The 14,389-nt window shown below is 42.2% G+C and carries 11 protein-coding genes, 2 tRNA genes and 1 pseudogene; 6 read left to right on the forward strand and 8 right to left on the reverse strand.

Features of this window, described 5'->3' with window-relative positions; all coding sequences use genetic code 11:
* Positions 1-21: 21 nt before the first annotated feature.
* The 4 genes from C3Z13_RS08200 to wecA form a co-directional block, all read right to left on the reverse strand.
* Positions 22-97 (reverse strand) — tRNA-His (locus tag C3Z13_RS08200).
* Between the two features lie 22 nt (positions 98-119).
* Positions 120-196, reverse strand: a tRNA-Arg gene (locus tag C3Z13_RS08205).
* Between the two features lie 170 nt (positions 197-366).
* Positions 367-1,182, reverse strand: a complete 816-nt coding sequence (locus C3Z13_RS08210) for a Wzz/FepE/Etk N-terminal domain-containing protein (protein WP_103855596.1) — start codon at positions 1,180-1,182, stop codon at positions 367-369.
* Positions 1,183-1,191: 9 nt separating this feature from the next.
* Positions 1,192-2,262: a UDP-N-acetylglucosamine--undecaprenyl-phosphate N-acetylglucosaminephosphotransferase gene (gene wecA, locus C3Z13_RS08215; RefSeq protein ID WP_181022040.1), complete on the reverse strand. Its 1,071-nt coding sequence runs from the start codon at positions 2,260-2,262 to the stop codon at positions 1,192-1,194.
* A 137-nt stretch (positions 2,263-2,399) separates the two neighbouring features.
* Here wecA and hemL point away from each other — a divergent pair.
* Both hemL and C3Z13_RS08225 read left to right on the forward strand, forming a co-directional pair.
* Positions 2,400-3,688, forward strand: a pseudogene (hemL, locus tag C3Z13_RS08220) (glutamate-1-semialdehyde 2,1-aminomutase).
* A 30-nt stretch (positions 3,689-3,718) separates the two neighbouring features.
* On the forward strand, positions 3,719-4,579 hold the full coding sequence (locus C3Z13_RS08225; RefSeq protein ID WP_103855597.1) for a DMT family transporter: 861 nt from the start codon (positions 3,719-3,721) through the stop codon (positions 4,577-4,579).
* Positions 4,580-4,631: 52 nt separating this feature from the next.
* Here the strand turns inward: C3Z13_RS08225 and glnD are convergent, their stop codons facing one another.
* Positions 4,632-7,229, reverse strand: coding sequence for a bifunctional uridylyltransferase/uridylyl-removing protein GlnD (glnD, locus tag C3Z13_RS08230; protein ID WP_103855598.1), 2,598 nt, complete (start codon positions 7,227-7,229; stop codon positions 4,632-4,634).
* 260 nt (positions 7,230-7,489) lie between these two features.
* Positions 7,490-8,293, reverse strand: a complete 804-nt coding sequence (gene map, locus C3Z13_RS08235) for a type I methionyl aminopeptidase (protein ID WP_103855599.1) — start codon at positions 8,291-8,293, stop codon at positions 7,490-7,492.
* Positions 8,294-8,431: 138 nt separating this feature from the next.
* Between map and erpA the strand changes: the two genes are divergently transcribed.
* The 4 genes from erpA to C3Z13_RS08255 are packed head-to-tail and all read left to right on the forward strand — an operon-like array spanning position 8,432 to position 12,332.
* The gene (gene erpA, locus C3Z13_RS08240) at positions 8,432-8,773 is read left to right on the forward strand and encodes an iron-sulfur cluster insertion protein ErpA (RefSeq protein WP_103855605.1); all 342 of its coding nucleotides are present in this window, start codon (positions 8,432-8,434) and stop codon (positions 8,771-8,773) included.
* 13 nt (positions 8,774-8,786) lie between these two features.
* Entirely contained in the window at positions 8,787-9,146 is a 360-nt protein-coding gene (locus tag C3Z13_RS08245; protein ID WP_103855600.1) for a YacL family protein, read from the forward strand.
* 33 nt (positions 9,147-9,179) lie between these two features.
* Positions 9,180-11,540, forward strand: coding sequence for a penicillin-binding protein 1B (gene mrcB / locus C3Z13_RS08250; protein WP_103855601.1), 2,361 nt, complete (start codon positions 9,180-9,182; stop codon positions 11,538-11,540).
* A 30-nt stretch (positions 11,541-11,570) separates the two neighbouring features.
* Entirely contained in the window at positions 11,571-12,332 is a 762-nt protein-coding gene (locus tag C3Z13_RS08255; protein ID WP_103855602.1) for a PIN domain-containing protein, read from the forward strand.
* Positions 12,333-12,364: 32 nt separating this feature from the next.
* Here C3Z13_RS08255 and C3Z13_RS08260 read toward each other — a convergent pair whose 3' ends face one another.
* The gene (locus C3Z13_RS08260; protein ID WP_245872597.1) at positions 12,365-13,933 is read right to left on the reverse strand and encodes a peptide ABC transporter substrate-binding protein; all 1,569 of its coding nucleotides are present in this window, start codon (positions 13,931-13,933) and stop codon (positions 12,365-12,367) included.
* Positions 13,934-13,982: 49 nt separating this feature from the next.
* Complete coding sequence (locus C3Z13_RS08265; RefSeq protein ID WP_103855603.1) at positions 13,983-14,345, reverse strand: YbaN family protein; 363 nt, start codon at positions 14,343-14,345, stop codon at positions 13,983-13,985.
* Positions 14,346-14,389 lie beyond the last annotated feature (44 nt).

Consider the following 14,389-nt stretch of genomic DNA (forward strand, 5'->3'; position numbering starts at 1 on the left):
GCGCTACTCGCCGACAGAAATTGGGGTGGCTAATGGGACTTGAACCCACGACAACCGGAATCACAATCCGGGGCTCTACCAACTGAGCTATAGCCACCATTGTTGTATTGCATTGACTCTGGCGCGCTCGACAAGATTCGAACTTGCGACCTTTGGCTCCGGAGGCCAACGCTCTATCCAACTGAGCTACGAACGCGTTTTATATCTCACTGCGTCGTTGCGGGGCGTATATTAAGAGTTTCCAAATAGCTTGTCTAGTATTTTTTTTATTTTTTTTATCGCAAGATAGTTTTTTGTTCAATTTGTTTATAAAACATAAAATACTTGTCTATCTTTTATAAAACTCTTAAAAATCCAACCGCTCTTCTATTCTTCCACGCTTTCTTTTTTAGTCTTTCTTGTAAATGTATTTGCTAGGAACATTCCAACAACTAACCCCAATCCTCCCGCACACAACACCCAATATAACACAGAACGTTCAGGGTTGAGTGGCTGGGTTGGGGATTTAAGGTAACGGTAAGCACTCAGATTATTATCAAGGGGATTAACTGATTTCATCATATTCAATTTTCCTTGCCAATCTTGTGTACCAAGTGCGTTACCCTGCAAGGTTGCCCCTAACTTTAATTGGGCAGCACTATTTACCTGATTAAATAAATTTTTCCACTGCCCTATCAATTCATTATAAATTACCTCTCTTGCAGCAAGATTGCTTTGTGCTATAAATGCATTGAGCATTTCCAAGGCTTGCTTAGGATTGTCTAACTGTATGGAAAGCGTTTCAGCCTGTCCTTTAAGTGCGGTGGAAAATTTTACTGTTTTTACTAACTGCTCAAGCAATGCCTCATCATTTTGTACATTCCCTGTTTCTCTTTGTTTATAGTAAGAGCTTTCTAGCCAAAATTGACGAATATTATCGTAAGCAGAAAGCTGACGTTTAAATTCATCATACACTTTATTCACTAACAATGTTTCAGGTTCGTTTTTGCCTTGGATAAATTGATACATTGACGCCAAGGCATAATAGTTGCCTAATTGATTTGTGGTTGGTTGATAGATCTTTGCTTCTGCTTTCCATTGCGGCTTTTGCAAGAAACTTGCACCATACCCAGCTAAAGCAAAAATGATCGTCACTAAAATAATAATAATAAAAGATTTCTTTGCTGCATTTTGTGATTGCATTCTTTTCTCCTATTGTTGTGCTAAACGGCGATGGCGGCGTTTTATTCTTCTTACCCAGCGGGTGATGCGCCACGCTCTAGCGATAGAAAAAACATAAATGAAAAATAACAGAATAAAGCCGACAAACATTATCCATTCATTGATGTAATAAACTTCGCCTAAAATACCAAAACCTGCGCATAGTGCGGCAATAAAGGTGATTAATAAAAAGGCTTGGCGTGAATTTAGCCCTGCGCGCACCATTAAATGGTGAATATGCAGCCTGTCTGGGCGGAATGGGCTTTTGCCTTTGCGTAAGCGGCGGTAAATAATGGCGATCATATCAATCACGGGAATGGCGATAATCCATAGTGCGGTGATTGGGTTCATTGGGTGACCTTTGCCTTGCGTGCTAAGTAGCAAAATCCAAATAATGGTAAAGCCGATCAGCGTGCTGCCTGCATCGCCCATAAACACTTTAAATCTTGTGCCAAAAGGAATACCAAGATTGAGCATTAAATAAGGCAAAATAGCGATGATTAAGGCGAAACTCCAATAGGCGAGATCCATTTGGTTATCCATTACTAGCAAGATGCCAATCGCACCAAAAGCCACGCTGGATAAGCCACCGAGTAAGCCGTCTATGCCATCTATCATATTGAACGCGTTGATCACAGCGATGGTGGCGAACACCGTGATCATCAAGCCGATTGAGCCGAGCGTTAATTGGAACGGGCCTAAAATTTGTCCAAGATGATCGAGATAAATATTACCCATATCGATCATTAAAATGGCGAGAAAAGCTTGGATTCCTGCGCGAATAAAGGGGCTGATGTCAAAGCGATCGTCTAAAATACCAATGGCTAACAGCACAAAAATGCTGAAAAGATAGAGTGCAGGCAGCCGCATTTGATCCCATTCTAAAAAATAGAACACGCAGTTACCGATAAATAGCGAAATGCCCCCAATCAGGGGGATTGCCCCTTTGTGGCGTTTGCGGTAATTTGGTTTATCCACTAAACCGATTTTTTGCGCAATCGGACGCATTGCAAATAAAGAGAGCAGTGCGCCGAGAAATGTGAGCAGAAAACTCAACAACATAATAAATAATTTCAGTAAAAAATAAGTGGCGAAAGCATACCATAAAGGCAAAAGCGTACATAAATATTTTTATAAATTTACTTAGTTTTACAGTACAATAACTCAATTTCTCTCTTAAACAAGATAAAGGACAAACGATGAACCATTCAGAAAATTTCTTTTCCCAAGCGCAGAAAGTGATCCCCGGTGGGGTGAATTCCCCTGTTCGCGCGTTTAATGGGGTTGGCGGCACGCCAGTATTTATTGATCGTGCTGAGGGCGCTTATATTTTTGATGCAGACGGCAAGCAGTACATTGATTATGTGGGATCTTGGGGGCCGATGATCTTAGGCCACAATCATCCAGCCATTTTAGGTGCGGTGTTAAAAACCGCAGAAAAAGGCTTGAGCTTTGGTGCGCCTACGCCGTTAGAAATTGACTTGGCAGAGTTGGTTTGCCAGCTTGTGCCTTCGATCGAAATGGTGCGAATGGTCAGTTCAGGCACAGAAGCCACAATGTCTGCCATTCGTTTGGCGCGTGGTTATACCAAACGAGATAAAATCATCAAGTTTGAAGGCTGCTATCACGGCCATTCTGATAGTTTACTGGTAAAAGCAGGATCTGGCGCGCTAACCCTTGGTCAACCAAGCTCCCCCGGTGTGCCAGCAGATTTTGCTAAACACACCTTAACTTGCGAATACAACAATATTGATTCTGTTAAGCAAGCCTTTGGGCAATATCCTGATGACATTGCTTGTGTGATCATTGAGCCAGTGGCAGGCAATATGAATTGTATTCCACCAAAAGCCGGCTTTTTACAACAACTGCGTGAACTTTGTGATCAATATGGCGCATTGTTAATTATTGACGAAGTGATGACAGGCTTTCGCGTGGCATTAGGCGGTGCGCAGCAATATTATGGCGTAACCCCTGATTTAACCACCCTTGGTAAAGTGATCGGTGGCGGAATGCCAGTGGGCGCATTTGGCGGTAAAAAGAAATTATGCAATATATCGCGCCAACTGGCCCTGTTTATCAGGCAGGAACGCTTTCAGGCAATCCAATCGCAATGGCGGCAGGGCTGGCTTGTTTAACCGAGCTGAAAAAAGCTGGCAATGAACAGCGTCTGGCTGAGCAAACAGAAAAATTAGCCCTTGGCTTAAAAGCGCTTGCTGACAAACACGGCATTCCATTTGTGGTGAATTATGTGGGTGGAATGTTTGGTATTTTCTTCACCGATCAGCCTGAAGTCAGCACTTATCAGCAAGTGATGAAATGTGATGCGGAAAAATTCAAACAGTTTTTCCATAAAATGCTTGAACAAGGTGTGTATCTTGCGCCATCTGCTTATGAGGCGGGATTTATGTCTTTAGCGCATAGCGATGAAGATATTGAACGCACCTTACAAGCCGCCGATAAGGCTTTCGCTGAAATGAAAACGGCGTAACGAAAAATAGCAAGACGCATAAGGGGAAAAATGGAAAACGCAAACAAGCAATATCAGCTGGCTTTGCTCAAAGTGCATAGCACCGCGGTGTTATTTGGTTTAACTGGCGTGCTAGGTGTGCTTATTGAAAGCAGTGCAGGCGTGTTGGTACTAGGGCGCGTTTTTATCGCACTGGTAGCGCTTTCCCTGTTCTTCCTGTATAAGAAAACGCCCTTAACCAAACTTTCCACACAAGGCATTTTGTTACAATTTGTGTTGGGGAGTTTGCTTACCGCCCATTGGGTTACCTTTTATATTGCGGTGAAAGTAGGCGGTGTGGCAGTGGGAACGCTGGGCTTTGCCAGTTTCCCTGCCTTTGTGTGCTTGTTTGAAATGCTGATTTTCAAAGTGCGGTTGAAATTGCGCGAGTTTTTCTTATTACTCGCCATTACGCTCGGTTTAATCCTTGTTACGCCCGCTTTTGAATTTGGCAACCAATCCACACAAGGCCTGTTATGGGGCATTTTTTCCGGCGCCATTTACGGCTTGCTTGCGGTGCTAAATCGCAAAAATCGCGGCATACTTTCAGGCAGTCAAGCGAGCTGGTGGCAATATTTGGTGGGCGTTATCGTGCTTTTACCGTTCTATGCCAACGAATTACCGAGCGTATCATTGCAAGATTGGTTTTGGATCGCCTGCATTGGCTTGCTCTGTACCAGCCTTGCGTACACCCTGTTTGTTTCCAGCCTTGATGTACTCAGCGCTAGAACCGCCGCAATGATTATTTCCCTTGAACCCGTTTACGCCATTTTAATCGCTTGGCTGTGGCTCAATGAAGTCCCAACACTCACAATGCTACTCGGCGGCGCAATCATCATCACCGCCGTAGCTTTAGAAAATTTGCGTAAATAACAAGCGAAAAAATCAGCAAAAAAGCACCGCTCTTTCAAAAAGCGGTGTTTTATTATATAGATGCTAAAATCTGCTGTTCTAACACTTCCCTTTCTTGTTCCGACAGCGCCTTGCCTTCACGATTAGTTAAAATAAAGAAATCTTCCGCTTTTTCGCCAATGGTGGTGATTTTGGCATTTTGAATGTTAAGCTGAAGTGCGGTGAAAATTTGGCTGATTTCTGCCAAAAGCCCAGCTTTATCCAAGGCGAATAGCTCCATTTCTGTGTGCGTGGTTTTGGCCAAATGCAAGAATCGCACTTCGGTTTTTACCCGAAATGGCTTAAGTTGATGATTTTTCATCGTGCTGACTTTGGCGATTTTGTTTGTGCTCAAGGCTTTTTGCAGAGCGTGTTCTAGCTCACGGCGGCGATCAAATTTGGCAAGGGAGCCATCTAATTCGGTTACAATAAAACTATCGAACACCTTGCCGTCTTCCGCCGTGAGAATTTGCGCATCGTGAATGCTGAAACATTTCGCACCAATGGTACTCACCACTTTATGGAACAAGTTGGCTTGATCTTCACAATGAATAAACACTTCCGTGCCACCTGAGGAAAAACGATTACTAATTTTTACCACATTTTGCTCCGCACTTTGCTTGCGGCTTTCTGCGATTAGTCTAGTGTGCCAGCAAATTTGCTGTGGATTATTGCGTAAAAAACAATCTGGTGGGAAAGTCTGCCATAATTGTTCAATGGCGTCTTGCGCAAGATCGGGCTGGTTTTTTTGTAATAAAGCCAAAGCCTGATTTTTATGCTGTGCAATTTTATCTTGATTATCTAACAAGCTAGCCATTCCTAAATTAAATTGCGCCGTGGTGGATTGATAAAGCCTTGTTAATAAAGAGCGTTTCCAGCTATTCCAAAGGGTTTCGTTGGTGGCACAAATATCTGCCACGGTTAAACAAGTAAGCAAATCAAGGCGTTGTTGGGTTTTCACTTCTTCGGCAAAGGCAAGGACGATATTGGGATCGTCAATATCGCGCCGTTGTGCCGTAACGGACATCAATAAATGCTGCGCCACAAGCCATTGCATTAATTCACTCTCTTGGCTCGAAAAGCCGTGTAGCCGAGCAAAATCCGCCATATCTTGCGCGCCAAGTTCAGCGTGATCACCACCACGACCTTTGGCAATATCGTGGAATAATCCAGCGAGATAAAGCAAAGTGCGCTGTGATAATCGGGCAAAAATGGCATAACAAATCGGGTGCGCGGTTTGACTTTCTGGCTGAGTAAAACTTTCTAATTTTTGCATTACACGCAGGCTATGTTCATCAACAGTATAGCTATGGAATAAATCAAATTGCATCAGCCCCTCAATGTGCTGCCACTGCGGTAAATAGATGCGTAACACGCCGTATTGGTGCATTGGCAAAAAAGCCCGTTGTACGCAATGAGGCTGTTCAAATAAGCGTAAAAATTTTGCTCTACCTTGCACATTTTCGCTTAAATAGCCGTGAAATGTTTCGATCGTGCGAATTAATTGGCGTAACGTGCTGGAATGAATTTCCGCCGTTGGATATTGCGTAAGATAGAAAAACAAATCGAGCATACTGTCAGGCTGTTGCTGAAAACAGTCTTTCTGCGTTAAGCAAATAGCGTTATTGGCAAGGTAAAAATGGCGATCCAGCGGAAAACAAGTTTGCTGGCTTGGCTTATCGATAAAATGTTCACGATAATGCTTGGTTAAAATGTGAGTGAGCGTGGCAATGGTTTGTAAGGCTTGGAAAAAGGCTTTCATCATTTTTTCCACTGCTTGATTGCCCTCCCCTTGATAGCCGAGCAATTCGCTCACTTTCACTTGGCGATCAAAGAGTAATCGGTTGTCGTAACGCTTTAAAATTAAATGTAAAGCGAACCGCACTTTAAACAGAAATTGCTGTTTTTCTTGCAATAAATCATATTCCTCTGGGTAAATAAAGCCAGTTTGCAAAATATCTTGCAAATTTTTTGCCCCCGTGTGGCGCAAGGCAAGCCAATACAACAAATGCAGATCGCGCAAACCGCCGGGACTGTATTTTATGTCAGGTTCAAGGTTATAACTGGTATTGTGGTAGCGTTGATAGCGCGCATTTTTTTCGGCGATTTTGGCTTGATAAAAATCCGCCAAACGCCAAAAATCAGGTTGGATTAAAAGTGCGGTGAGTTTTTCAAATAATTTTTCATTACCGCATAAATAACGGCTTTCAAGCAAATTGGTGGCGATAGAGATCTCTTCTCGCCCAGCTTGTTCGCATTCTGCCAAGGTGCGAACGGAATGTCCCACTTCAAAACCACAATCCCATAAAAATTGCACAAACTCACGGATTTGTTGTTGAATGTCTTCGCTAGGCTGCGATTTCGTCAAAATCAAAAAATCCAAGTCAGACAAGGGAAACATTTCCCCACGCCCATAACCACCCACCGCAATCAGGCTAAGATCCTGCTGTTGATCCAGTTGAAAATGCGCCCAAAGGCGTCGCAATAAATCGTCATAAAATTTTGTACGATTTTCCAGTAATTGATAGACGGAAGATTGCTGGAACTCAGCAAGCTCGAGGTTTTTTAGCTGATCTTTTTGTTGTTTGACGGATTGAATACTGAGTGGGATTGTAGGCGAGTAGGTAAACATTTGGACTTGTTCCTTTGGGGCTATTCAGGTTTGTTATAGATAAAGTGCGGTGGAAAATTTGATAATTTTTTACCGCACTTTGAGTTATCTCCGCTCAGAAATTCCCCTCTTTGACAAAGAGGGGTTAGGGGAGATTTATCAGCGAACCTGTGTGTTCGCCCATTCTATTTTGTTGCTTGCTGTTCAGAACATTTTATTCGGACAGACACACAGGTCTGTCCCTACATTGCATTAATAATTCAATAACATTGTAGGGGAAATTACACATTCACCATAAAACGCTGAATGCGTCCAGCTTTTTCTTCTTCCTCGCGGATAGTCATGACTTCACAGCCATCGGCGGTAACCACAATTTGATGCTCAAATTGTGCGGAATGGCTGCGATCTTTGGTTTTTACCGTCCAACCATCGCCCATTAGGCGTACTTCACGTTTGCCCGCGTTGATCATCGGTTCAATGGTGAACACCATTCCTTCTTTCAGGATCACACCGCCGTCATCACCGTCATAATGTAGCACTTGTGGATCGTTGTGAAATTCTGTGCCGATGCCGTGTCCGCAATATTCACGCACCACGCTAAAACCTTGCGATTCTGCATATTTTTGGATTGCTTTGCCGATTTCTCTTAAGCGAATCCCCGGTTTGACCGTGCGTAAACCGATGTATAGGGCTTCTTGGGTGGCGTCCACTAATTTTTTGCTGCGAATACTTGGTTCGCCAACGATAAACATTTTGGAATTATCGCCGTAGTAGCCATCTTTGATCACGGTAACATCAATGTTCACAATATCACCGTTTTTTAGCTGTTTTCCTTCACTTGGAATGCCGTGGCACACCACTTCGTTAATGGAAATACAAGTGGCTTTTGGGAAGCCGTGATAGCCTAAGCAAGCGGGGATCACTTTTTGTTGTTCCACCATATACTCGTGGCAAATGCGATCTAATTCCCCTGTAGTAACGCCTGCTTTCACATAGGGTTCAATCATTACTAACACGTCTGAAGCCAATTTGCAGGCCTCCCGCAGTTTTTCGATTTCTTGTTCTGTTCTAATTGGAATTGCCATAACTTCTCCTTGACAAAAATTTTGTGCGATATTTTACCACCTTTACGTGGAAAAATCCTTGATAAATTCTTGAATGGTTTACTTGGTTATTAGATAATACCCAACTTACAATTTACAAGGATAGAAGCGAGATAAATGATGACAGATATGGCAATCCCTTTAACCTTTACCGATGCGGCTGCTAATAAAGTAAAAGCCTTGATCAGCGAAGAAGAAAATAGCGAGCTTAAATTACGCGTTTATATCACAGGTGGTGGTTGTAGCGGTTTCCAATATGGCTTTACCTTTGATGAAAAAGTAAACGATGGCGATCTCACCATTGAAAATTCCGGCGTGCAGTTAGTGATTGACCCAATGAGTTTGCAGTATTTAATTGGTGGCACGGTGGATTACACCGAAGGGCTGGAAGGCTCGCGTTTTGTGGTAAATAACCCTAACGCCACAACCACTTGCGGTTGCGGTTCATCTTTCAGCATTTAACCCAATTCGCAAAATGGATTATCAATTTTTTGCCCAAGGCGGACAGATTTCAGCCAAATGTTCAATGGGACACGAAGCCGTGGCAAATTGGCTTAATACAGAAGTGCGGTCAAATTTTCAGTTAATTTCTACCGCACTTTCTCTTATCAATCAAGCACGCCAAGCGCCAATGCAGGATTTCAAATTGCTCGGCGCAGAATACAGTGTATTTATTAGTGCAGATGAAGTGATGGTGCGCGCGAATAATCTTTCTATTGATGAACAGCAAGAACTTGAGCAAGATTTCCATTATTATGATGAAGAAAGTTTAGCGTTTTGTGGTTTGGAAGATTTTGAGCAATTTTTACAATCTTATTTATCCTTTAACCGCTAAGGTTCGGGGCAGATAACTAGGTATAACAGAGCAATGTCAGAAAGCAACTCAACGCCAGAAACAAATAAAACGAGCAAGCCCTCTCGAAGAAAGCGTTTGCGTAATTTTTTGCTAAAAGTTGCGTTTGTCGTGGTGTGTTACATCATTTTTTACGGCATTTATTTAGACGGACAAATTCGTTCCAAAATGGATGGCCAAATCTGGCAGCTGCCAGCGGAAGTGTATAGCCGTATTGAATCCATTCGTTTAAGTGATGAGCTTAGCCTTGAACAAGTGAAGCAACGCCTGCTCGAAAATGATTATCGCCAAACCACAATGGTGGCTGCACCAGGGGATTTCAAAATTGAAGACAACACAATTGTTTTGTTGCGTGGCGCTTTTCCATTTCCTGTTCAACCTGAAGCACAGCGTGTTTTTCGCTTACGTTTTAAAGACAATAAATTAGCGGTAATCGAAGATTTGGTGAACGTGAAAGCCATTGATGCGTTTCCGCTTGCGCCGAAATTAATCGCAATGTTGCAATCAGAAAAAGAAGAGCGCTTAACCCTTTCTTTGCAAAATTACCCAAGATTATTGATTGATACCTTACTTTTAACCGAAGATCGCCGTTTTTACGAACACGAAGGCATAAGCCCTTTAGGCATTGCAAGGGCAATGGTGGCAAACTTTCAAGCTGGCCATCGTGTGCAGGGCGGAAGTACTTTAACGCAGCAGTTGGTTAAAAATCTTTTCCTTTCTAACGAGCGCACCTTTACAAGAAAAATCAACGAAGCCTTAATGGCGCTGATTTTAGATTGGCGTTATGATAAAAACCGCATTTTAGAAACCTATCTCAACGAAATTTATCTCGGGCAAAACGGCAACACGCAAATTCACGGTTTTGAATTAGCGAGCCATTTTTATTTTGGTCGCTCAATTCGTGAGATCAATTTGGATCAAATCGCCTTATTGGTGGGAATGGTAAAAGGCCCTTCGCTGTATAATCCTTGGCGTAATCCTGAAAACGCCCTTGAACGCCGTAATGTGGTGTTGCGTTTATTGCTTGAACACAAAGTGATTGGGCAAGAACTTTACGATATGTTAAGTAAACGTCCTCTTGGCGTGCAAAAGCGTGGGCAAATTAACCGTAAATATCCTGCTTTTATTCAAACTTTACAGGCAGAACTTCGCCAACAATTAGGTGAAAATCGGGCGAGCAGTTTATCTGGCACACGTATTTTTTCTACTTTGGATATTAAACAGCAGCACTATGCAGAACAAGCGGTGATTAATGCGGTTTCTGAATTACAGTTAAAATATAAAAATCCTTATTTAGAATCAGCAATGATCGTGGCAGATTATCGCAATGGTGAAATCAAAGCCATTGTGGGTGGCCTGCAAACCAACTATGCGGGCTTTAACCGCGCATTAAATGCTAGACGACAAATTGGATCATTAGTAAAACCTTCAATTTATTTGACCGCACTTACTGAACCGAGCGAATTTCGTTTAAACACACCAATTCAAAATCAGCCGATTACCATTCGCACTAAAGGCAGCCCTCCTTGGCAACCACGTAACTATGATCGCCGTTATAGTGGCTCGGTGATGTTAATGGACGCACTTGCTCGCTCATTAAACATTCCAACGGTGAATATTGGAATGAAAGTAGGCTTAAGCAAAGTGATTGAAACCCAAAAAGCGATGGGCTGGGATAAAGTGAAAATTCCAAAAGTGCCAGCAATGTTGCTAGGATCTTACTCGATCTCTCCTTATGAAGTAACGAAATTGTTCCAAACCATTGCAAACCAAGGGGCAAATATTCCTCTTGCTACCATTGATAGCATTACTAATCAGCAAGGGGAACTTATTTATCAGCGCCCAATGCAACCAGAACAAGTTGTGCCAGCACAAGCCGCTTATGAAACCCTTTTTGCAATGCAGCAAACGGTAGAACGCGGCACGGCACGCAGTTTGCAAAATCAATTTGCCCATTTACGTCTAGCGGGTAAAACTGGGACGACAAACTCTGCGCGTGATACTTGGTTTGTGGGGATTGACGGTGAAAATGTCGCCACCGTTTGGCTTGGGCGTGATGATAACGGCGAAACCCGTTTAACAGGCGCAACAGGCGCATTGCAGGTGTATAAAAACTATCTGCAACGCACGCAAGCGAAAACCTTACGCCCATCAACCCCAGCAGGCATTAAATGGGTCGGCATTAATAGCTATGGCGGTTGGGATTGCAGCAGCGCAAGGCAAATCCCAGTGTGGGCAGAGCGTAACCAATCTTTCTGCTCCGCATCAAGAGAAGCCGCACCAGAACCGAAACGACAAAGCCTATGGGATGTGTTAAAACCCTCAACTTTAGGTGCTCAGCCCGCTCCAGTGGAAGAGGCTATGCCTGCAAATTAAAAATATTCTTAGGTTTTATAAGGTAATGCAATGAAACTAATCTTTATTGACTATGAAAATGTCCAACCTAAAACATTAGACTATTTATCACCGAATGATCATTTTATTGTGCTTTGTATTGGTGAAAACCAAAAATTATTGCCTGTTATGCTGATTAAATCTTTGATGATGTTCGGACAAAATTGCCGTATTATTGAATGCCCAAAAGCTGGAAAAAATGCGTTAGATTTTATTATTGTTGATGAAATGGCGCGTATTACCACAGAATTTCAATTTGATGTTCTTTATATTATTTCCAAAGATAAGGGCTTTGATTCTATTATTCATTACTATCTTACAAAAGAGCGGATAAAACAAGCTGAGCGATTAGATAGCATAGATCATATTCCCCAAGCCAATCATCATTCAATAGATAATAGTCAAACTAAAAATATGACTATATTTGCCTCAAAAATACAGGAGCAAATTGATAGAATAAACAAAATCTCTCCGAGAAGTTTACCAAGCAAACCTCAAAGTCAATTTAATTGGGTAAATTCTTTATTAAAAGCAGAAAATCTGGCAGAAAAAGATGTTAAAGCCCTAATAAAAATGGTGGATTTCTCTCCTGCTCAATCAACAAAATTAAAAAGCTATGTTGATCGTGCCAAAGCAAAATTAAATAGCTTCGAAAAAAGGCATCACCCTAATAAGTTAGAAACACAAACAAATTGGCTCAAGAGCTTTTTTAGGGGGGATGGTTTAAATGCGTCACAAATTAGTGAAATTAGACAAATTATTTTTTCAAAATAATTTTAAAACCTCATAAAAATTATTGGGGCTATTTATCTCAAATCCTTACTATAAATCACATTGCTCGAATTTTGTTTATCAATGCCTTGTAAGTTGGGGCTAAGATAAATTGGGATTGTGTACTGAAAAACGGGCAAAACTACATTATCTTGCTGCAATAATTGGCTAACTTGTTGATAAAGTGCGGTGCGTTTTTGCGTAGCAATAGGTTGCAAACTTTGCTCTAGCAGCGCATCTACTTTTTCATTGTGATAAGCAGATTTATTGTCTGGGCTTTTGGAATAAAAACTCATCAAAAATGCAGAAGGATCGTTATAATCGGCGCACCAGCCAGAGCGAATAATTTGGAAATCCCCTTTGGCGCGTTTTTCCAACAAGGTTTGCCAAGGCACGGGATCAGCCTGAATATGAATGAGATCTGATTGCGACCACATTTGCACTAAACGTTGTCCAATGGTGTGATTAAAGCCTTCTTGATCAAAGGTTAAACGCAGCACCAGTGGGGATTTTTCGGTGATACCATTTTGCTGTAAAAGCTGTTCCACTAGCACGGGCGACCACGCATTTTCAGGTTCGCCTTGCATTGATTGGGGCAGAAAATGATTGCTCGCAAGACGTGCCTGCTGTTCTCCACGCACTAAATTTCGTGCAGAAGCGAGAAAAACTAAGGATTTTCGCACCGCACTTTTGGCTAGCCTTGGATCGTTAAAATTAAATTCATAGTAATAAGTACAAAGTTTTGGCAAATAGGTGACTTGCACATTGCTTTGTTTGGGATTGGCAACAATATCAATGCCCGTTAGGTCTTGATTTGGCGTGAGTTTTTTATAATCAACCAAGGAAAATCCTACATTCTCAGCTTGCCAATAGTAAGGATTTTGCGCCAGATGAATTTCATCGCCTTGCTGATCTTTCACATAATAAGCACCGTTGCTAACAAAGCCTTGATGAGGAGCAAGGTATTGAGGTAACAGTGCGGGGTGAGCAAGCATCGCTGGCAAATAGGGGGTCGGCTTTTCAAGTTGGATCTCTAACTGATGTGCTGAAAGTGCCGTTACACCTAATTGAGAAGGGGGGCTTTCACCTTGGAGAATTGCCTCAGCATTACGTAGCCCCATATAGACCAAATAACGTTTTAATTGGCTTTGTGATGCAATCAGTTTTTGCCAGCTTTGCACAAAATCCTCTGCGGTAACCGGCAAGCCGTTAGACCATTTTGCCGATTCGCGCAAAGTGAATGTCCAAACTTTGTTATCTTTCGTTTGCCAGCTCTGCGCGACGGCTGGGATCACGTTACCGTGCGGATCGTAAATTACCAAGCCTTCTAAAGTATCACGCAAAAAATTCGCTTGTTCATCGTTTTGCAGTTTTTCTGGAGAAATCACTAAATCCCCATAAACGCCACGTACTAAGTGGGGAATACGCACTTCAGGCTCAGTGGTAGGCGTTTGTGTTGGTGCGGAATTAGGGATCGCAACCTGCTTTGGCTGATCGCAACTGGTTAAGGAAAAAAATTGCGCAAAAAAGCACCGCACTTGGCAAAATAGTAGGAAACTTAAATGATGACATTGGCTTAAAGGCTGATGTAAAAATAGGGGCATTATACAAAAACGCCCCTTGATTACCAATTATTCTTTCCTTTCGTGTGCATTATTCTTTCAGGGTTTTAATCCAAAAGAAGAACACCCAATAATGAATCAGCAAGCCAAGCAAAATCGCTGCTTTGCCAAACATAGTCGGCGTGAAATAAAAGCCGATCGCCAGCATTGTGGTGGATAAAATAAGAATACGGATTTTGGTTTTTAAGGTTAAAGCCCGTTGTTCGCTAAAAGATTGCAGATGTTTTTTGTACAGCTCTGTTTGAATGATCCAGTTATGCAAACGTTCAGAGCCTTGCGCAAAGCAAAACACGGTGAGCAATAAAAAAGGCGTGGTCGGCAGCAGGGGCAAAAATGCGCCAATAATGCCAAGGGCCAGTGAAATAAATCCTAAAATGATGTAAATAGCTTTCATTTTTCTTTCCAAATAAAAATTATTCTCAATTATCCATATTTTTT

Origin of the sequence: Avibacterium endocarditidis, assembly GCF_002921145.1 — a bacterium.
In the GTDB taxonomy this organism is placed as follows: Bacteria; Pseudomonadota; Gammaproteobacteria; order Enterobacterales; family Pasteurellaceae; genus Avibacterium; species Avibacterium endocarditidis.

Coding starts and splice junctions, on each gene's coding strand:
- C3Z13_RS08210 (WP_103855596.1), bottom strand. CDS start 1,182: ATGCAATCACAAAATGCAGCAAAGAAATCTTTTATTATTATTATTTTA.
- wecA (WP_181022040.1), bottom strand. CDS start 2,262: ATGTTGTTGAGTTTTCTGCTCACATTTCTCGGCGCACTGCTCTCTTTA.
- C3Z13_RS08225 (WP_103855597.1), top strand. CDS start 3,719: ATGGAAAACGCAAACAAGCAATATCAGCTGGCTTTGCTCAAAGTGCAT.
- glnD (WP_103855598.1), bottom strand. CDS start 7,229: ATGTTTACCTACTCGCCTACAATCCCACTCAGTATTCAATCCGTCAAA.
- map (WP_103855599.1), bottom strand. CDS start 8,293: ATGGCAATTCCAATTAGAACAGAACAAGAAATCGAAAAACTGCGGGAG.
- erpA (WP_103855605.1), top strand. CDS start 8,432: ATGACAGATATGGCAATCCCTTTAACCTTTACCGATGCGGCTGCTAAT.
- C3Z13_RS08245 (WP_103855600.1), top strand. CDS start 8,787: ATGGATTATCAATTTTTTGCCCAAGGCGGACAGATTTCAGCCAAATGT.
- mrcB (WP_103855601.1), top strand. CDS start 9,180: ATGTCAGAAAGCAACTCAACGCCAGAAACAAATAAAACGAGCAAGCCC.
- C3Z13_RS08255 (WP_103855602.1), top strand. CDS start 11,571: ATGAAACTAATCTTTATTGACTATGAAAATGTCCAACCTAAAACATTA.
- C3Z13_RS08260 (WP_245872597.1), bottom strand. CDS start 13,933: ATGCCCCTATTTTTACATCAGCCTTTAAGCCAATGTCATCATTTAAGT.
- C3Z13_RS08265 (WP_103855603.1), bottom strand. CDS start 14,345: ATGAAAGCTATTTACATCATTTTAGGATTTATTTCACTGGCCCTTGGC.